This is a genomic window from Brevibacillus nitrificans (assembly GCF_003710965.1).
GTDB classification, from domain to species: domain Bacteria; phylum Bacillota; class Bacilli; order Brevibacillales; family Brevibacillaceae; genus Brevibacillus; species Brevibacillus centrosporus.
Genome location: NZ_RHHU01000003.1, coordinates 548,524 through 567,746 on the forward strand (window position 1 = coordinate 548,524; position 19,223 = coordinate 567,746).

Consider the following 19,223-nt stretch of genomic DNA (forward strand, 5'->3'; position numbering starts at 1 on the left):
GAGTCATGGGTCTTCGAGCAAGAGCCGAGCATTGGCACCCTGACGTAAAGCGCCCCTTAAGCGTGCTTATTTCATGGTGAATGTCTTGTGGAAAGACTCTTGCCATTTCGTCACGAATCTTGCATAATAAGAACATAAGTTCGTGTTGTGTGGAGGGTTTGGAATGGCTAGAGAATCTTCACAAGAAGCAGAGTATCCTGCTGCCGGATCGATGGCGGCATTTGTGGAGCGACCGGTTGTCGCGGAAGACGATTTTGGAGAAATGTGCTTTCGTATCTATGACAGTACGCAATACAGCTATCCGATCCATATCAAATGGTTCGAAAAAGCGGCAGGTGTCTATGGAACTGTAAACGGTGCATGGGGGCTTGTCCGGGAAATTGATGTAGAGCATTATTCGGTCAAACTTGTGAATCAGGATGACTCACGCTGGATTCGGGTAAAAGATATCGTGAGCGTCACGAAATAGGGAAAAATCCGCCCTGCCTATCCTCACCTGCGTTTTTCCGAGCGCATACGATGGAGGATAAGGTGGTGATACACTATGGGTTACTCGTTGGCTGACTGGATGATCTATACGATCTGGGCGATTTTTGGACTTATGATCATCGATTTTCTGATCGTGTTGTTCCGTTCCTTTTGGCAAGGCTCATTTGACCCAGGCTTTGTATTGGGTTACCTGAAGGATATTTTGTACTACATTTTGCCATTAAACGTCCTAGTGTCCATGACCTCAATTGATCCCACCGGTTATACGTTATTGGTCTTCTACTTCATCGGAGGACTTGCGGTAATGATCAAGTACATTCTCGACATTAAAAAGCGCTTTGAATGAAGCTGGGAGCAGTCTTCCTTTGGGGAAGGCTGTTTTTTTGACAATGCCGAATCCGTTTCTTTTTTTCGTTCCGAGACATGATTTGGATGGAAATCCGAATATAGTGGTAAAGAATCACTCCTCGGGGAACGTGCACCGATGGGTGGACGTGGCACCACGAGGCTTGTCTCCTCATACAATAATCCAAATATTTCGCAAAAGGAGTTGGTGCCATGAGGAGATATCAGTGGATTCGGTGGCGAAAAATCCTCCTCTGGCTCGGAATCATTGCCGCAGTCTTGATTATTTTGACAGTGGGTGGACCGACTTACTGGGCGGTCGCCTGGGGGATTGTATCTCTTCTCTTTCAGCTGCTTTTTGCGATTGTCTTTATCATCATTCAGTTTGTCGCGCTTTTTTGGTTCCTGGCACGTGGCCGTACGTACTGGATTCTACCGGGGGAAACAGGCTCGACCTGGGATGATTACCGGGGGAATCCCGAGATTGTGGAAAATGCGAAACGGATCGTGACCTTGCTCAAGGGTGTCAAAGAATTTAAAGAAATGGGCGGGGAGGCTATCCGCGGGCTGCTCCTTTGCGGGCCGCCAGGTACAGGGAAATCGTATTTGGCGCAAGTTATCGCCAACGAGGCACAAGTTCCTTTTGCGTATGCTTCGGCTCCCAGCTTTCAAAACATGTTCTTTGGCGTCGGGAATCTAAAAGTGATGGGGCTGTACAGAAAGGCGAGAAAGCGGGCCACCGAATACGGGGCATGCATTATTTTCATTGACGAAATCGATGCCATCGGGATGAAACGGCAAGGAGGCGGGATGGGCGCAGGTGGGATGCTCGGGATGGGAGGAGCAGGGCTCTTAAATGAACTGCTGCTGCAGATGGACCCTCCAAACATCGATAGCACCAAAATCGCGAAGCTGCTGCGGTCGCTGGGTCTTCGCCGGAAAAAAGCGGAACGGCCGCCTGTCATGACCATTGCAGCGACGAACCTCCCGGATGTGCTGGATTCCGCTTTGCTGCGACCAGGACGTTTTGACCGACAGCTCTGGGTGGATTCCCCTGACTATGACGGACGGATCGATGTTTTTCAATACTATCTCAAAAAAGTCAAGCACGATGAGACGTTAACACCTGAAAAAGCTGCATTGGATACGATCGGGTACAGCCCGGCGCAGATCAAGCATATCGTGAATGAGTCCGTTGTCATCGCCCATCAGCGGGGAGCGCAGGTCGCCAACTACGAGGACTTTCGGGCAGCCATGGAGACGTACGAATGGGGAATCGCCCAGCCTCTGCGTTCCATGAGTGAGGACGAAAAACGCAACGTCGCGTACCACGAAGCGGGTCATGCGGTCGCTCAATTTTTATTGAAGCCTCATGAACGCGTCTGGAAGGTAACGATCATTCGACGTGGCGGGGCACTCGGTTTGGCTGCTACCAAGCCGACGCATGAACGATATAACCGCAGTGACAGCGAAATCCTGGCGGAAATCCAGGTTTGTCTCGCGGCAAGAGCCGTCGAAGAGGAATTTTTGCAGAAAAAGCTGAACGGGGTTACCTCCGATCTGCATCGGGCGACAGAGCTGGCAGGCGCCTATCTCGGGATCGTGGGGATGGGGGATGAGTTGTTCAGCTGGTTGGCTACCGGTTCACGTGTAGACGGTCTGAAATCACTGCGTCCGAAAATTAACGAGCTTTTGCAGGACCAAATGCTCCAAGTGAAAAAACTGGCGCGGGATTATTCCGACTTCGTCCATGCGATCGCAGAGGAACTGCTGAAGCGCGGCGATCTGACTGGAGAAGAAATCGAAGAGCTGCATGAGCAATTGTACGGGCAGGGGAAATCGGTCTCGACGGAAGAGGAGCAAAACCAGTAAGAATCCATGAAAAAGCGAGCTTCCCCGGGTTGTAGACAGGGAAAGCTCGCCTTTTTCATGGGTGGCCATCTCGATTAGCGATGTATCACCGGCGGCAGCTTGCTGAACTCGTATTGAAAACGGTCGAGAAACCTTTCGGCGATACGGCTGACCTGGCTCTTCTCTGCGGACATCCATCCGAACTGGATCGGCCGTTGAGGCATTTCCACTTCAAGAATGGAGACACCGCTATTCTGCGAGAAAAGGTCGAAGAAAAAGGAGTAGTCATGGCCGACTGTAATTGCCATTTGCTGCTTGAGCGCTGCACTGAGCGCATTGGTGTTGTTTGTTCGAAACAAGATCGAGATCGGTCCGCAGAGCGTGGCGAGCTGATCCATAAAGGAATCGACAAATTCGTCGTGATACAGGGCAAAATGCTGACCCGCAAGCTCCTGCGGCGTTACCGACTTCTTGCTTGCCAAGGGGCTTTCTGGGTTTACCGCGAGTACCAGCTTTCCTTCCGTGATCATTTGAAACGTGACCTCTGGACTTCTCCCGCGCAGATCACCTTCGTACATAGCGATGAGTCCGAGGTCCGTCTGGTGGTTGCGTATGTCTTTGATGATTTCTCCAGATGCCTTTTCAGACAGCTCGAATGTGACTTCGGGGTAGCTGTTCTTCATGCTCGAAACAGCATTCACCAGCATGGGCATGGCGCCCGGTATAGCAGACAGGCGCAAATTTCCTCGCAAGACCTCGCTCTGGTATTTGGCTTCTTCCTTGATGGCTTGGACGGTATCGAGAATGTACCAGCACTTTTCGATGATAGGCGCTGCTTCTTGGGTAGGGAACGCGCCCATGCGAGATCGAGTGAACAGCTTGATTTCCAGCTCCTCCTCCAGCCGGCTGATGGACTGGCTGATCGCAGACTGCGTAACGAGGAGGTTTTCGGATGCAAGGGAGATCGACTTGGTTCTCGCCACTTCTACCACGTATTGCAATTGATCGATATTCATCGAGCTCTTCCTTTTCTATTACTTTTTCTTAAGATACATGTGTGATAATTAATTTTATTTTAAAAATAAGCCATAGTAAACTATTCCTGTAACCGTTTTCTTCATTAAAAAGGTAAAGGAGCTGAATGATAGATGAAAGCAGCAGTCTGGTATGGGGCAAAAGACGTCCGTGTCCAAGAAGTAGTCGAACCAAAAGCTACGGCAGGAAAAGTGAAGATCAAAACCGCATAGGCGGGAATTTGCGGGAGTGACCTTCACGCTTATCATCACGGTGTTGGGGTCCAAGTAAATGGTCCGCATCCCCTTTCCAAAGAAGAGGCACCCTTGACACTCGGTCATGAGTTTGCGGGGACAGTTGTCGAGGTGGGTGCAGGGGTTGCAGGCATTCAAGCGGGTGACCGGGTAGCGGTTGAACCCCTCATCTATTGCGGACATTGCGACTATTGCAAAAAAGGACGTTACAATCAGTGTGAATCGTTTGGATTTGTAGGCTTGAATGCAAACGGTGGATTTGCCGAATACGTGGTAGTCGACCCTTATATGGTGCATAAGCTTCCCGACGCGGTATCCTTGGAAGAAGGGGCACTGGTAGAACCGACGGCAGTAGCTATGCAAGCCGTACGTCAAAGCAGGCTGAAGGTGGGAGATAAAGTTGCCATCTTTGGCGCTGGCCCCATCGGTTTACTGACCTTGCTCGCAGCAAAGGCAGCGGGTGCTTCTGAAATTGTCATGGTGGACGTGTCCGAGGAACGTTTGGCTAAGGCGAGAGAATTGGGAGCTGCCTACATCGTGAATGCAGCTACGGAGGATACCGTTCCAGCAATCATGTCCCTGACAGGCGGAGTAGAGATTGCTTATGAAGCAGCGGGGGCGCAGCCGACATTCTCCAGCGCGATTTCCGTTTTGAAAAAAGGCGGAGAGCTCATGGTCATTGCAGCTTTCACGAAACCGGTGGAGCTGAACATGAGCCTCGTCATGATCAAGGAATTGAATGTAACATCGACATTGGCCTATCGTCACGTTTTCCCAGAGGTCATCAATCTCATGGCATCCGGAAGACTGGACGTCAAGAACGTCATCACTAAAAAGATCGAGCTGAGCCAAATCGTCGATGGGGGGCTGGAGCTGTTGATCAAGGATAAGAGCCAGGCGAAAATATTGGTGAATACGCAAGGGTAACGAATTTGTCATCATAGCAAAGCATGAGTCAAAGCGGGCAGGATATCATTCTTGCCTGCTTTTTGCGTCTTTTCTGGCAAGGGCAGGGATAATCAGGAAACCACTCACAAAGGAAGAATGCTGTATTCATTTGGACAAACTAACCGAAGCAAATTCAGGTGCGAAAGGAAAGTGAACATGCGAATCAGGGGGATTTGTTTATTCATCGTCCTCATGCTTGGAGTCTTCGGCTGTAGCCCGTCCGGACAGTCTCGTCAACAAGCACTTCCCCAGAGTGAGGCACCCAAGGCAAAAGTGAACAATATTTCAAACAAGAGCAGTATTTTACTTGGATGGAATGCTTTTGGAACCACTGACATTTACATTGAACAGAACAACGCTTCTCCCGAGATGAATGTAGTCTCTCCACGATGGTTTAGTCTGGATGATGAACGGATGGTTTCTGGTGAGGCGGATCAGCGCTACCTCGAATGGGCACATGGTGCAGGTAGAAAGGTGTGGGCCTTTTTCGGCAATCAGTTCAATGCGGAGCTGACCGACAAGATGATTGGGAAGCGGGACAACCACAAAAAGATTGCCGAGATGCTGAAGGAAAAGCTCGTCCCCGCGAAAATAGATGGAGTCAATGTAGACTTTGAAAATATTAATCCGAAAAACAAGGACGACTTCGTTCATTTCGTCAAGGAACTCAAATCAACGCTAGGCCCACACGGAATTGTGATTTCGGTAGATGTTACTCGGGAAAACCCAGATCCGTTCTGGTCGGGAAGCTACGATCGGAAAGCTTTGGGGGAAATAGCGGATTATATCGTCATGATGGGCTACGACGAGGATTTGGGCGGGGGAGAAAAAGTAGGCTCGGTGGCTTCGCTCAGTTGGGTAGAGGAAGGGATACAGCTTCTCATGAAGGATGTTCCTTCTGAAAAAATCATTCTCGCGATTCCCTTTTACACGAGAGAATGGGTGACGAATCTCCAAACCAACCAATCTATTCGCTTTGACCGCAATATGATTGAAACCGAGCAGATTTTGATGGACAAGAAGCTGGATAAAAAATACGATCCGAAAACGCAGCAAAACTATGTGGAATTTGTTGAAAACGGGGAGAAGCACCAGATCTGGGTGGAGGATGAAACCTCGCTGAAGAATCGTTTGGATTTGGTGAAGAAGTACAACCTCCGAGGCTCCGCTGTCTGGTATGTAGGGCAAGAGATTCCCGGCATATGGACCATTTTTCGTTAAGGAAAAAGGAGGCATCAATTAGCCAGCAGTGGCATTGATGCTTTTTCTTTTTGCAGAAATTCCCAAAAGCTTATGTTCAAATGAAGATATGTAACAGGTTTGTAACACGATCGGTTGGATAATGCAGGTAAATGTTGAATGTTGTCGAAACCATTACAAATAAGTCTGTCTAGTTGGAACGAACCTCCTTGGTCAGGCGCCTCAATAGAAAATAGATCCTGAAAAGGAGTACGGTCACATGATTCATTCTGATCGCAACGATCGAGCACCACAGCAAGCCAGTGCGATAGGTCAAATCCTGCTGGACGATCATCCTGAAGTGCTCTCTCAAATACAAATGATTAATATGACTTCCAAGGATTTGGAATTGATCGCGAAATTACGTCCCGTGGTAGTCTCCCAAATTGATCGAATCACGTCTTCTTTTTATGAAGCGATCCTCGATGTCGATTCTCTAAAGCAAACGGTAACGAAATTCACGACGGTAGAGAGGCTGCGTCAAACTTTATCCAATCACTTGATTGAGATGTTTGCGGGCAAAATTGATTCAGCCTTTATCGAGAAACGTCTTAAAATTGCGATGGTTCACCAAAAGATTGGGCTTCCGCCAAAGTGGTACATGGGTTCGTTCCAAAATTTATTAAATACGCTGCTCCAGATCATTCATGAGCAGTCAGGCATACTTTTGGAAACGGAAGGACTTCGTGAAGCCGTTACCAAGCTGCTCAGCTTCGAACAGCAAATCGTACTGGAAGCCTACGAAAACCAAAACCGCTTGGAAGAACAGCAAGCCAAAGCGATCATCGAGTACCAGGCCCTTCATGACGAGCTGACGGGATTGCCGAATCGACGAATGTTTCATCAGGCGCTATCGCAAGCGATTGAGCGCTACCGTGAAGAGCCTACGCCCTTTGCTGTGTTTGTGATGGACATCGATCGGTTTAAATTGATTAACGACTCATTAGGCCATACGTACGGTGATCGTTTCCTGCAGGAAGTGAGCAATCGAATCCGTGAGTGCGCAGAGGGGTATCCTGTGACGATCGCTCGTTTGGGCGGAGATGAATTCACACTCATCCTGGAAAACTGCAACGATCCTTCTCTGGCGGCAGAGCTTGCTGAAAAGCTCGTGAAGGCAATTGAAGTGCCGTATCGGTTGCAAAATAACGATTACTACGTTTCGGCAAGTATTGGTATCGCCATTTACCCGACGCATTGTGCAAGCGAGGAAGAGCTGCTCAAAAATGCGGATACGGCTATGTACGAAGTCAAAAAGAACGGAAAGAACGGGCATCAGTTTTTCTCACCGGTTCTAGATGAGCAGCTGCTCCTGAAAATCGAACTGGAGAGTGATTTGCGTAAAGCCGTGCAGCGTCAAGAGCTGGAGCTGTATTACCAGCCGCAGTTTCAGACGGGCAGCTACAGCATGATTGGCATTGAAGCGCTGGTCCGTTGGCGCCATCCCACGAAAGGGTTGCTTTCCCCGGGTGTCTTCATTCCCATTGCGGAAGAGACTGGCCTTATTTACGAGATCGGGACCTGGACTTTGCACGAGGCATGCCGCCAGATGAAGGAATGGCATTTGGCAGGAGGGCCTTTGATCCCGGTTTCGGTCAATCTGTCTTCCCGCCAATTCCACCAGTCCAATCTAGTGGCGTACATCCGTGAGATTTTGCAGGAGACCGGTCTGGAGCCGCAGTATCTGGAGCTCGAAATAACGGAGAGCATGATGATGGACGCAGCGGTATCTGCGGAGATTCTCAGAGAGCTGGATGAGTTTGGGGTAAAAATCAGCCTGGACGATTTTGGAACGGGATACAGCTCCCTTAGCTATCTGAAGCAATTCCCGATCCACAAGCTCAAAATCGACCGTTCGTTTATTTCGGATATTACGAGAAATGCCAGTGATCAGGCGATTGTCGCGACGATTATTTCCATGGCCAAGCATTTGAATATGGAAGTGATCGCAGAAGGGATTGAAACAAAAGGACAGCTTGATTTTCTCACGGAAAACTCCTGCCAGGAAATCCAGGGCTATTATTTTAGCCGTCCACTGCCGGCACAGGAAGTGGAAGCAGCTTTCTTCACACCTTACCGCCTGGACCATACATGGACAACATTTCGAGAAGTTTAGAAAAGGGAAGATTCGACATTCAAGCGATTTACGCTATAATGGTATTCGTGTAAATAAACAAAAGGAGCACTCTACATGGATTTTTACGCACTAAAAGATATTATTCACGGAAGACGCAGTGTACGAAAATTTACGGAGCAGGACGTTTCCATCGAAGATATTAACGACATTCTCGACTGCGCCCGTTATGCCCCAAGCGATACGAATTCGCAAACATGGGAATTCATCGTGATTACAAACAAAGAGAAAATCAAAGAAATCGAGCAGCTCACTTGGGATGCTCTTCATGAAAAAGCAGCAGAAGCAGCAGAAAAAGGATTCGAGAAGGAAGGCAAGCTCTTGACCCGTTCGTTTGGACCATACGCAACGGCATTCTCCGATGCACCTGCACTCATCATTTGCCTCGCCACTCCTTATCAATCGAAATTCCGCGAGAAAATTTTCGAGCCGATCCAGCTGGTGAACGATAATGTTTGGGAAGAGGAAGGAATCAAGAGCAGCTGCTTGGCTTCCCAAAACCTGATGCTGGCCGCCTATGCAAAAGGATTGGGGACTTGCCCGATGACAGGACCCGTTCTGCTGGCTTCTGAAAAAATCCGCAAACTCCTGAACATCTCGGAAGAAAAGCAAATGAACATGGTCATCGCACTCGGCTATCCGAAAGATGTGCCGAAAAAGCTCCCTCGCAAAGAAGTAAGCGAGATCACAACGTATATTCAATAAACACGCAAAGAAGAACCTCAGGGCAAGTAAATGAGGTTCTTTTTTTGTACAGGAAGAATGGGTATAAGCGAAGGCTAGGGCTTAACGGAGCCAAGTTTCCTAATTGGCGCCAAGTGCTCCAGAACAATGGAAACCATAGGTAAATCCTGTTAGAATGAGAGGAAGCCCCCCTGCTGGGGCTATTTGTATAAGGAGGAATCGCAATGGGAGACATCAAGTGGGTCAAACGCAAGACAGAAAATCATATCGGAGGTGACATCTATTATGAACCATAGAACGATGGATGCTACCCGTGAACAGCTGATCAAGCAGTTACTGTTTTTTGACGAACAATATTCCCTCTTTTTTGATCATTATGTGCGTGATTACGGAAAAGAAAAACAGACCGTTGATACCCTGATCAAGCGATACAGGGATACGTTAGAGGATATCCTGGCTAAAGACGATGGCGCATTGTCCGAAAGCCTGCAGAGCGTGGCCTTGCTCGGAAGCAGTGTTCACGTGCGTTTTGAAGAGGATGGCTACGAGGAGTTATTCACTGTGGTTTTTCCCACAGATATTGATCCAGACCAAAATCGAATATCATTCTTATCTCCAATCGGCAGGCGATTGTTGTTGTCGGCCCCCCACGAGTCGATCGTCTTGGAGAGTCCGGCTGGCAGACAGTCAGTCCAGATTGGTGAGGTAAGATTCGCCTATAGAGGAGGGTTTCCATCAACGAAGGAAGGCCTCTGACAGACAAGCAAAAAGGCACCGTCTCCATGATGGTGCCTTTTTGCATGGGGCGATGGCGGAAGCGAAATTAGACCTCACACTCATCGCTTTGATAGTTAAATTGCCACTCCATGCCAAACTTGTCGACAACACTGCCGTAGCATTTGCTCCAGAAGGTTTCCTGCAGCTCCATACGCACCGTTCCTTCTTCTTTCAGCCTTTCGAAGTAGGTTTTGATCTCATCCATGTTGGTATGGACGAGCGCTAAGCTTACGTTGTTGCCGGCCACGAAAGGAGTGCCTGGAAACGCATCTGAAAACATCAGCATGGTGCCGCAAACCTGTATGTTGGTGTGCATGACGAGGGGCCTAGCTTCTTCTGGAAGCGTAAAATCCGGATGCGGCGGCGTATCGCCAAAAGTCATAATCTGCGGCGGACTTGTTTCAAATACTTTTGCATAATACATGACCGCTTCCCGACAGTTTCCTTGAAACGTAAGATAAGGATTGACTGGCATTTGCTTCGTTCCTTTCTCGTCTGACGATTGACCCTTTCTATTTTCGTCCAGGAATGCTGGATGTAAACGATCGAGCCTGAGCAACTTCACGGTCATTTCTTTTATTTACTTAAGGTAGGGAGGGCAACCCTGCAAAGAGTCGTCAAGCCCAAATATCCGAACAAGGGATACAGGAACATCAAAAGCTGTGAATACCCGATTAAACAGAGAGAGAACGCGGCGAGGAACAAAAAGAGATACAGTCGCGTTTCAGGTACGTTGAATATTTCGCGGAGCTGCTGGCCGATACCAAATACGTTTGAGATCAGGGTCGTGAAAATTTCGGAGTAGAGGACAAAAACGAAGAACCATTGCAGCCACTCATTCCATTGATCCGTCACATAGAGAATGGGGATGTCCATGAAACGAACGTCGTCCCAGTTCGCCAGCATCGCTGTATGGACGACAAGAAGCATGAAACCGAGGACAACTCCGCCGATGACGGCTGCGCGCAGCAGGACCACGGGTTCCCGGATGGCATAGCCGATGGGGATGAGAACGGATTGGGCCATAGCGAGGTTAAAGGAAACGTACAAAACCGTCTTCCATAAAAATTCATAGCTATTCGGTGCAGAAAGCGGGAGCGGGGAGTTTACGTGGCCCTCCAGAAGAATGAGAATGGCAAAAATAAGCATGGAAGGCACCACGATGGCATTGACGACGAGTAGCTGTTCGAGCCCTTGCCGCAGGATTAAAAGAGCGAGAACGAGTGTGGCAATCGTTCCTAGGAGATACGGGATATGAAACTGCTCCTCCAGCACTGAACCTGCACCTGCCAGCATCACAGTCGTAACACCAAACAGCGTAAGAAATACCAGTACGTTCATCGTTCTCCCGATATAGGGACCAAACAGCTGTAGATTGAACGACTCATAGGAGGGTGTCCGCAGCTGATGAGCGAGCAGCATCATTTTGTAGCCCAGCCACACAAACAAGGCGGTAGCGGCTAGGATGCCGATCGTGCCTGCATGCCCGTATGAGGTAAAAAAAGCGAGAATTTCCTGTCCACTGGCAAAGCCGGCTCCCACTACAGTTCCGATGTAGGTGGCAGCGACCTGGATACTTTTTCCCCACAGCTTCATACCGGTCTGTTCCTTTCCAAATGGGATGCTAGTACAAGTGTATGAGCTATTGGCGAAAACAGAAGAAAAAAAGCGACTGGCTTTTGGCCAACCGCCTTTCCTTTTTAACGCCTCTACTGCATTTATAACAAAAACATCGCAACGATGGTGGTCACCAGCAAACCGATCGCAACCGGATACAAGTTTCGACGGGCGAGCTCGAACGGATCGACACCGCATATGGCTGCTGCGGGGATCAACGCCCAAGGAACGATCGTTCCACCGCCTACCCAGATCGCCGCGATTTGACCCAGGGCGGTCAATGTAGCGATACCAGATCCCAGTGCGGTTGCAAACAGCTGTGCAAGTGACCCGGCGAGCGTAATGCCGGAGAAGCCGGAGCCATCCAACCCGGTAATGACACCGACAGCCGTCAAGGTAAGTGCGGCGATCTCTTTACTGATCGGGATGGTTTGAGCGAGAGCCACCCCTAAGTCGTTCACGATTCCGTGAGAGCTGGCGGGAAGCACCTCGCCAAATACTTTGATGAACCCGCTGTCTCCCATATAGAAGAAAGCGGCAATCGGTATGACGGGACCGAACACTTTAAATCCAAATTGAAAGCCTTGGATCAGATGGTTCGTGACCTCTTCCAGTCCCTTCTGCTTATGGGCCAGCATGGTGGCAACGATTAAAATCAGGAGAGCCGTTCCACCGACCAGCGCAGTCGCATCTCCACCCCGCAGGTCAAAAGCAAACATCGCGAGGACATCCAGCAAAAAGAGGATGGGAACGGCAGCTGCCAATGCTCTGCGCACACCCGGAGTCAAGGGGACGCGGACGGAGGCAAAGACCGAATCAGGAATGGCTGTTTCTGTAGGGGCAGGGACGTTTCCGATCTTCATGTCCTTGCGTAAATACCAGAAAGCAACGACGGTAGTGACAACCCCCATGACGATCACGAGAGGCACACTGGCTGCGATCACGTCGCCGACTGGAATGCCGGCAGCCTTTGCCGTCAAAGTGGGAGCACCCTGAATGACGAAGTCGCCTGACAAGGCAATTCCGTGTCCGAACAAGTTCATTGCGATAGCAACACCGATTGCTGGCAATCCTGCACGCAGCGCAACGGGAAGCATGACGGCACCGATCAGGGCTACCCCAGGGGACGGCCAGAAAAACCACGAGATGACCATCATGACGATCCCGATGACCCAATAAGCCAGCGTCGGATTGCGAATCAAGTGTGTCATTGGCCGAATCATCGTTTCATTGACGCCCGTATCCGTCAGCACGTGGCTCATGGCGACGATAATACATATGACCAGAATCGTCGGCAAAAGCTCGGTAATCGCGTAGATAAAGCTTCCAAAAATGCCGCCGACAGCGGACGTTACGGAACCGGTGGCGACCAGACCGAGCAGAGCAATTCCGAGAATACTGATCAGACTGGTGTCGCGGCGCAAAACCATGAGAAGAATAATACCCAATACAAACAACACGTAGACCCCATGCAGCCACACAAGCTCAATACCCATGGCGAACCCTCCTTTATCCTTTCTCCGTTTGAAAATCCCTTTGAAGTAAGAATATGCGGGTGACTGAATATGGGTGAGAGCGGAGATAGGGGAGGGTTCCTTGGAAAACTGGCATTTTTGACCATGGTATGAGACTATAATTGAAGACAAGCTCCATTTTATCCATACTTGGGATCCTAGCACGAGGAGGGACAGGTGCTGCCTCCCCTCGCAACACGGAGGCGGGCACGAATAACGATGAACGCAACCACACCCATTCAACGAAAAATGGACCAGGCCATCGAGCTGTTAGAGCGTCGGTTTTTAGAGCGAAGCGAACTGATTCGTCTGTTGCTGCTAGGGATGATTAGTGGGGAAAATGCACTCTTGATCGGTCCTCCGGGTACCGCCAAGTCACAGCTTGCCCGCGCAGTTTCCCATTTGTTTGGGTCTGAGCATTGGTTTGAGTACCTGCTGACACGCTTTACGACCCCAGATGAAATTTTTGGTCCCGTTTCTTTGCAGCAGCTCAAAATGGATCAATACGTGCGCAAAACAGAGGGATATCTACCTGCGGCTCAATTTGCCTTTTTGGATGAAATTTTCAAAGCCAACAGCGCGATTCTAAATGCCTTGCTCTCCATCTTAAACGAGCGCATTTACTTTAACGGACGTGAAAAGGAAGCGGTACCGCTGCAGTTTTTGATAGCAGCTTCCAATGAGCTTCCCGAAGATGATGAGCAGCTGACCGCTTTGTACGATCGTTTCTTGTTCCGCTATGAAGTTGGTTATTTGCAAAACGCTTCCAGCTACGAAAAGATGTTCTCCCTGCCGAAGTCGCCGCTGCCCGTCGTCTTTTCCCTGTACGATGTGACCGATGTCCAGACACAGGCTGCGAATGTGACCATTCCGGAGGCACTCATCTACTTCCTGTACCGCGTCAAGCAGGATATGGAGGCAAAAGAATACCGTTTGTCCGACCGCCGCTGGAGCAAGATCGCCCATGTCTGGAAAACCTCTGCTGCCTTGCACGGACGAGAGGAGGTCACGATCTGGGATACGGTATTTACGCCCCATATGATGTGGGATGTGCCTGAGGATTTGACGGTGATGCGGGAGATTTTTGAAACTCAGTTTACGGAAATGCTCAAGCTGGAGCTGGAAAACGACCTCCCTCTGCGCAGGTTTCAACAGACGGCTGAAAAATGGAAAGCAAAGGAATCCGAGCTCCACGCTTTTCAATTCAAAAAAGAAGTCGGCGCCAAAATGGGAAAGGACGCATTGGAGCGTAACCGCCAGCTGCTGGAGGAGAGCCGAACCGAGCTGGAAGAGACTGCCAGAGATCTTCGGAATCGGTTGCTTCAATGGCAAAAGCGGGAGCAGGATTTGACAGCGTTTGTGTTTGAAAAGAACAGATTGATACATAACCCAGAAAAGTACACCGTGAAATACGCCTACCTGCGCATAGAAGGTGAGCGGATTTTGCAGCAGCTCCAAAAGACGTACCGAACCGTATTTGACCAGGAGATTGCTGGCACTGCGTACGATTATACGCTCTAGGAGGTGGTGTCGATGATCATACGTGCCAGTCGAGTGGACCGGTATATGTTTGATACCTACCTCGCCTCCTCACGTACGGCCCAGGAATGGGTGGGGGAGGCAAAAGCGCGAGCCCCTTGGTTTGAGCTGGAGCTGTTCGCCGATTTTTTCTTTGTCTTTTATCTGGACAAACCGGAGATTGATCTTACACAGGAAGCAACACCCTTTCATCATTGGATGATTGGAACGCTCATGAAGCAGTATTTCACCAAGATGATCCACCCCAGAACGGTCGGACAAGAAAGTGCAGCATTTAAAACCGCGATTAAAGCGTTGCTCTGGCTGACAGAGACCTACGCGGAAGAAGTACAGCAGAGGGAAAAAGATCAGAAGCTATCGCCGCTGGTTGCCGGCTTGAAGGAACAGCAGGGACAGGAAGGGCATCAGGAGGCGCGGCTGTCCGAGCTGCTGACGGAAAAGCAAGTGGCGAAGCTTCAGCTCGTCGGTTATACCCTGCAGCAAGGCAAGCGCATGGTGGAGGACAAGCAGGAGGCGATGGATTCCAAGCCGCTTGTGCGTGCGGAGATTGATTCTCTGCAGGAGCGAATTAGCCAAATGCGGGAGGAAATGGCCGTCCAGTTTACCAAGCGAACCAAGCTGCTGCAAAAGGTAAAAAAGCTGGAGGAAGAGCTTTCCCAAAGAGAAAAACAGTTAGAGAGACTCAATCGCCAGGAAAAAGAAGCGATTGCGGCTTTTGAAAACGAGCTGGGGCAGTGGTTGGAAAAATCGCTGAAGCAGTCTCTGTCCAGGGAAGAGCTGGATACGTTGTTCGTCGAGGAATTGTTTGCGGCGAGTCAGCGGTTTGCCAATCGCAGCTGGGGCCATGATCTCGGCCAGCTGCGGCGCCAGAGCTTTGAGCAGTATCTCAAATGGCTGGAGAAGCTGAAGCGCCATCCGGATTTGATCGCTTTCCTAGAGGAAGTCGGACGAAACGTCCATCATTTCCGCGTCAGACGCAAGGAAGTTCGTTCCAGGCAGCTACCAGAGGAGTATTACGATCTGCGGCAGTCGGGAGATATCGCACACATGCTGCCCGGCGAGGCAGTATTACTGGCGGATCCTGATTATGAGACCTATTTTATGCTGAAATGGGTCGAGCAAAAGCTGATGACCTATGATACGTCTGGGTGGGTGGAGGAACCGCCAAAGGGCCCAGTGATCTGCATGCTGGATACGTCTCATTCGATGAGAGGCTCCAAGCTGAGGCTGGCACAGCTGTTTGTCATGACCTTTGCAGCCCTCGCCATGCTGGAAAGACGTAATTTTGTGCTGCTTCTTTTTGGCGCAAAGGGCGAGGTAAGGGAGCAGTTCCTCTCTCATAAAAAACCAGACTGGACTGCTTTTTACAATCTGGCGCAAATGGCGTTTGGGGGAGGGACTCATTTTGATTCCCCGATGAAACGAGCGATAGAGCTGGTAAATGAGGACAAAGCTCTACGCGGTGCCGATTTTGTCATGGTAACGGATGGGGTTGGAGGGATCTCACCCTACGTCCAGGAACAGCTTGCTGATCTGGGCAAACAAAAGCAAGTCCGGCTGCATAGCTTGATCATCGGTTCTGCTCGCCAGCATTTGGTCCAAAAGTATGACATACTGGGCGTTTCCCACCAGGTTCGTTTTGCGACTTCCTGGGAGACAAAGGACCAAGAGACTTCAGGCTTGCTGCTGGATGTGTTTCAGGCATGAGCTCAAATCGGCACTCGAATGGGTCCTGCTTGAGACAACGTCATCTGCCACGGAATTTCCAACATTTTACAGACGGAAAGATCATGTGCTACGATCAAACGACTTAATGTGGACGGAGGGTTGCGTGTGGCAAACTAATGATTCGATTTACCTTTGCACAGTAAGATGAGTAATTTCTTTCAGCTGTTTTGTGTGCATAGGAATCGAAGAATGGTTTGCCTCGACGGCACCTAATGAAAGGGATCGTTTTCTATTTGTGTTTCCGCCAGCCGCCAATTTCGGTACATGTTTTGGAGTTGAGACATGTATTTGGCTTCGCGTTTGGGGAATTTCTACACGATCCTTTCCTTCTTTTTCTCGGTTTACGTGGACACAGGCAGCTAGCCTGTGTTTTTTTATTTTTTCTTGAAGGGGAGATTTTATAATGAACGAACAATTGTTTTGTGTAGATGGAATCGAATATGCCGCTGAGAGCTTTGGCGACCCGGAACACCCGGCTCTCTTATTAATCATGGGTGCGCAGGCATCTATGGTCTGGTGGGATGTAGACTTCTGCCAGCGTTTGGCTGCCAAAGGATACGTTGTCATTCGCTATGACAATCGCGATGTTGGCCGATCTACCCATTACGAGCCAGGCCATCCCGCGTATACATTTGAAGATATGGCTGATGATGCGATCCGCGTCCTCGATCAATTTGGAATTGCCAAGGCCCATGTTGTAGGCATTTCTATGGGCGGCTTGCTGACGCAGATCCTGGCATTGCGGCATCCGGAAAGAGTTTTGACGATTACGTTGTTAGCTACCTCAAATTTTGCTCCCGACCTCCCACCGATGGAAGAGAAGGTAATCCAATATTTTACACAAGCTGCTGAGATCGATTGGACGAAGGAAGAGGCGGTCATAGCTTTTACAGTGGCAAAATGGAAAGTACTCGCTGGGTCGAAGCATCCGTTTGAGGAGAAGAGAATCAATGAATTGCTTACTTTGGAAGGAACAGGTCATGAGCTTCACCAAGAAGATTGGGATTGTATCATAGAGGCGATATCCAAACATTCCATCAAGCGCAAGAGCACGCAGTGAACAAAGGAAATAGGCAGAATTGAATAAAGCGGCATTCCCGACCGAGAACCGGTTTCGGAATGCCGCTTTTCCATTCACTTCAGGTGAGGATGCTTGTCCCCTTCAACCTGCAGATCATCTAGTACGATCTTTCCTTGGCTTAACCGACGCGAGTAGCGAGGCTGCGGCCAAATTCCAGTTCTTCAAACTTGCTGCGAACCATGTCACGGTCGAATTCCCAAGCAGCTGCTTCTAGGGAGAATTCCAGAGGCACGTCGCGAATAATCGTTGCCAGCTTTTGACTGAGATAAACTTGATCACGGTGATCTTCCAGCTTACTGCGCATTTTAGCGGTGCAGCTCTCCAAATTGCCGTAGAGTCGGTCCAGATCGCCATGCTCCGTAATCAGCTTCGTCGCTGTTTTTTCTCCGATTCCCGGGCAGCCTGGGATACAGTCGGAAGCGTCGCCCATCAAGGCTTTTACATCGACGACCTGCTCAGGGGAAATCCCGCGCACGGTGAGCAAGCTGGCTGGGTTATAGTGTTCGTGCTTGCCGCCATTTTTCAAGATCTTCACACTGACGAGGTCCGATACGAGCTGGAGGCTGTCGTAGTCGCCGGTAGCAATGACCACCTGATGACCATCGGCAGAGAGGCTTGTGCTTAGTGTACCCAAGACATCGTCGCCTTCAAAGCCTGGACAGCCAAGATTCGGTACGGAAAATGCTTCCGTCACTTCCTTGACCAAATCAAATTGGGGAATCAGCTCATCGGGAGGGGCTTGCCGGTTGGATTTGTAGCCATCATACCACTGACTGCGCACGAGGGATTCGCGGGAAGCGACGTCCCAACCAACGATCAGATGAGTAGGCTTGACCAAGTCAGCATAGTCGAGCATCATCTTGGTAAATCCATGGACAGCATTGGTGTAGACACCTGTTGAAGTTTGGCGGTAGCCTCCTGCCCACGAAGAAGCGTAAAACGCCCGAAATAAAAAGCTCATGCCATCGATGAGCAGTACCTTTCCTGAATCACTCACTCTTGTAACTCCTCTCCTAACCAACTATACGCAACATTATAGCACATGGGGGATCAGCATCTTTGACAGATTTTACAATTCAAAAACAACGTATGCTTGTGTGCATCGGTGGGATGATAGTATCACGAGAGGTTAACCAAACGCCTCTCGCACCAAATAACATCTTCCGGTCTCGACCGGCGAGAAGCAAAAGCTGACGGTTCAACCCCGTCCCGGAAGACAAAAACGCGTTGGGAGGAATCAATCATGGCTAACAACAACGGTAGCAGCAACAACCTGGTAGTTCCTCAAGCGAACCAAGCTCTGGATCAACTGAAGTATGAGATTGCATCTGAATTTGGTGTAAATCTCGGACCAGACACCACTTCTCGTCAAAACGGTTCTGTTGGTGGGGAAATCACCAAACGTCTGGTAAGCTTCGCAGAATCGCAAATGGCAGGCCGCTAAGCCACGTGCTTCAACACAAGTAAATAGCTGGATGCAGAAAGGTCCCTTCAATGGGGCCTTTCTCTATTTTTGGCACGGAAGTGGATTTTATAAGCTACATAGCGAGAAAGGCTCGTTAATAAGCCCTTTCTTAACGATCTAGTGCAAACACACAAGCACATTCGCGGACTAGTCATATGGTGTAAGGAACAGATAACTATTTCGTTTGTACACTCGAGGGGAGGACTTTCGCGGATGAAACGCAAAGAAGTGAAACGACTCTTAAAGGAGCATCCCGAGTTTGAGTCGTGGCTGATGGAGGATGAAACGCGTGTCCAGTCGGTTCGCAGCAATCCTGGCACCGCAGAAGAATTGTTCAAGCGCTGGAATGATCGGAAGAAGGGCAGACTCGATTTTGATACTATTTCCCAAAAGACCAAAAGAGCCAGTGAAATGCTGAACGGCGTGCAAAACATCATGGATATGATGGCGGACTATACAAAAAAAATGTAATCCATTGGAGAAGGCTTGCTTTCTAGCCTTCTTTTTCTTTTTCCTTTCGCTTACTCTTTTGTTATACTGGAAA

Annotated in this window: 17 protein-coding genes and 1 pseudogene; 13 read left to right on the top strand and 5 right to left on the bottom strand. The window is 49.5% G+C overall.

All coding sequences use genetic code 11. The features are described from left to right. The first annotated feature begins 163 nt into the window (after positions 1 to 163). From EDM59_RS04595 to EDM59_RS04605, 3 genes are all read left to right on the top strand, one after another. A complete protein-coding gene (locus tag EDM59_RS04595; RefSeq protein WP_092266951.1) occupies positions 164 to 469 on the top strand; it encodes a YolD-like family protein in 306 nt (101 codons plus the stop codon). A gap of 75 nt (positions 470 to 544) precedes the next feature. After that, a complete protein-coding gene (locus tag EDM59_RS04600; RefSeq protein ID WP_092266952.1) occupies positions 545 to 835 on the top strand; it encodes a hypothetical protein in 291 nt (96 codons plus the stop codon). A gap of 212 nt (positions 836 to 1,047) precedes the next feature. After that, a complete protein-coding gene (locus EDM59_RS04605; RefSeq protein ID WP_122922516.1) occupies positions 1,048 to 2,706 on the top strand; it encodes an AAA family ATPase in 1,659 nt (552 codons plus the stop codon). Between the two features lie 74 nt (positions 2,707 to 2,780). On the opposite strand, the gene EDM59_RS04610 is transcribed toward EDM59_RS04605, so the two are convergent. Further along, positions 2,781 to 3,701 (bottom strand): LysR family transcriptional regulator, encoded by a 921-nt coding sequence (locus EDM59_RS04610; protein ID WP_122922517.1) that lies wholly within the window; start codon positions 3,699 to 3,701, stop codon positions 2,781 to 2,783. A gap of 132 nt (positions 3,702 to 3,833) precedes the next feature. On the opposite strand from EDM59_RS04610, the pseudogene EDM59_RS04615 reads away from it, so the two are divergent. The 5 genes and pseudogenes from EDM59_RS04615 to EDM59_RS04635 all read left to right on the top strand — a co-directional run bounded on the left by EDM59_RS04615 (position 3,834) and on the right by EDM59_RS04635 (position 9,714). Continuing rightward, positions 3,834 to 4,880: pseudogene (locus EDM59_RS04615) on the top strand (2,3-butanediol dehydrogenase). Positions 4,881 to 5,057: 177 nt separating this feature from the next. Beyond that, positions 5,058 to 6,122, top strand: coding sequence for a glycosyl hydrolase family 18 protein (locus EDM59_RS04620; RefSeq protein WP_246010958.1), 1,065 nt, complete (start codon positions 5,058 to 5,060; stop codon positions 6,120 to 6,122). Positions 6,123 to 6,360: 238 nt separating this feature from the next. Continuing rightward, positions 6,361 to 8,256 carry a putative bifunctional diguanylate cyclase/phosphodiesterase gene (locus EDM59_RS04625; protein ID WP_122922519.1) on the top strand — a complete coding sequence of 632 codons (1,896 nt, stop codon included), beginning with the start codon at positions 6,361 to 6,363 and terminating at the stop codon, positions 8,254 to 8,256. A gap of 75 nt (positions 8,257 to 8,331) precedes the next feature. Then, complete coding sequence (locus EDM59_RS04630; protein WP_122922520.1) at positions 8,332 to 8,979, top strand: nitroreductase family protein; 648 nt, start codon at positions 8,332 to 8,334, stop codon at positions 8,977 to 8,979. Between the two features lie 264 nt (positions 8,980 to 9,243). After that, the gene (locus EDM59_RS04635) at positions 9,244 to 9,714 is read left to right on the top strand and encodes a GreA/GreB family elongation factor (RefSeq protein ID WP_122922521.1); all 471 of its coding nucleotides are present in this window, start codon (positions 9,244 to 9,246) and stop codon (positions 9,712 to 9,714) included. A gap of 67 nt (positions 9,715 to 9,781) precedes the next feature. Here EDM59_RS04635 and EDM59_RS04640 read toward each other — a convergent pair whose 3' ends face one another. The 3 genes from EDM59_RS04640 to EDM59_RS04650 form a co-directional block, all read right to left on the bottom strand. Continuing rightward, positions 9,782 to 10,210 carry a VOC family protein gene (locus EDM59_RS04640; RefSeq protein WP_122923374.1) on the bottom strand — a complete coding sequence of 143 codons (429 nt, stop codon included), beginning with the start codon at positions 10,208 to 10,210 and terminating at the stop codon, positions 9,782 to 9,784. Positions 10,211 to 10,311: 101 nt separating this feature from the next. Next, a complete protein-coding gene (locus EDM59_RS04645) occupies positions 10,312 to 11,331 on the bottom strand; it encodes a YkvI family membrane protein (RefSeq protein ID WP_122922522.1) in 1,020 nt (339 codons plus the stop codon). A gap of 122 nt (positions 11,332 to 11,453) precedes the next feature. Next, positions 11,454 to 12,848, bottom strand: a complete 1,395-nt coding sequence (locus EDM59_RS04650) for a hypothetical protein (RefSeq protein ID WP_122922523.1) — start codon at positions 12,846 to 12,848, stop codon at positions 11,454 to 11,456. 237 nt (positions 12,849 to 13,085) lie between these two features. Here EDM59_RS04650 and EDM59_RS04655 point away from each other — a divergent pair, with 237 nt between their 5' ends. The 3 genes from EDM59_RS04655 to EDM59_RS04665 all read left to right on the top strand — a co-directional run bounded on the left by EDM59_RS04655 (position 13,086) and on the right by EDM59_RS04665 (position 17,193). Next, positions 13,086 to 14,387, top strand: a complete 1,302-nt coding sequence (locus EDM59_RS04655) for an AAA family ATPase (protein WP_122922524.1) — start codon at positions 13,086 to 13,088, stop codon at positions 14,385 to 14,387. Between the two features lie 12 nt (positions 14,388 to 14,399). Continuing rightward, the gene (locus EDM59_RS04660) at positions 14,400 to 16,112 is read left to right on the top strand and encodes a vWA domain-containing protein (RefSeq protein ID WP_122922525.1); all 1,713 of its coding nucleotides are present in this window, start codon (positions 14,400 to 14,402) and stop codon (positions 16,110 to 16,112) included. Positions 16,113 to 16,536: 424 nt separating this feature from the next. After that, positions 16,537 to 17,193, top strand: a complete 657-nt coding sequence (locus EDM59_RS04665) for an alpha/beta fold hydrolase (RefSeq protein WP_122922526.1) — start codon at positions 16,537 to 16,539, stop codon at positions 17,191 to 17,193. A gap of 139 nt (positions 17,194 to 17,332) precedes the next feature. Here EDM59_RS04665 and EDM59_RS04670 read toward each other — a convergent pair whose 3' ends face one another. Continuing rightward, on the bottom strand, positions 17,333 to 18,211 hold the full coding sequence (locus EDM59_RS04670; RefSeq protein ID WP_122922527.1) for a 5'-3' exonuclease: 879 nt from the start codon (positions 18,209 to 18,211) through the stop codon (positions 17,333 to 17,335). A gap of 246 nt (positions 18,212 to 18,457) precedes the next feature. Here EDM59_RS04670 and EDM59_RS04675 point away from each other — a divergent pair, with 246 nt between their 5' ends. Together EDM59_RS04675 and EDM59_RS04680 are read left to right on the top strand one after the other, a co-directional pair. Beyond that, positions 18,458 to 18,658 carry an alpha/beta-type small acid-soluble spore protein gene (locus EDM59_RS04675; RefSeq protein ID WP_092276499.1) on the top strand — a complete coding sequence of 67 codons (201 nt, stop codon included), beginning with the start codon at positions 18,458 to 18,460 and terminating at the stop codon, positions 18,656 to 18,658. A 234-nt stretch (positions 18,659 to 18,892) separates the two neighbouring features. Next, a complete protein-coding gene (locus EDM59_RS04680; RefSeq protein WP_122922528.1) occupies positions 18,893 to 19,150 on the top strand; it encodes a hypothetical protein in 258 nt (85 codons plus the stop codon). The last annotated feature ends 73 nt before the right edge of the window (positions 19,151 to 19,223 follow it).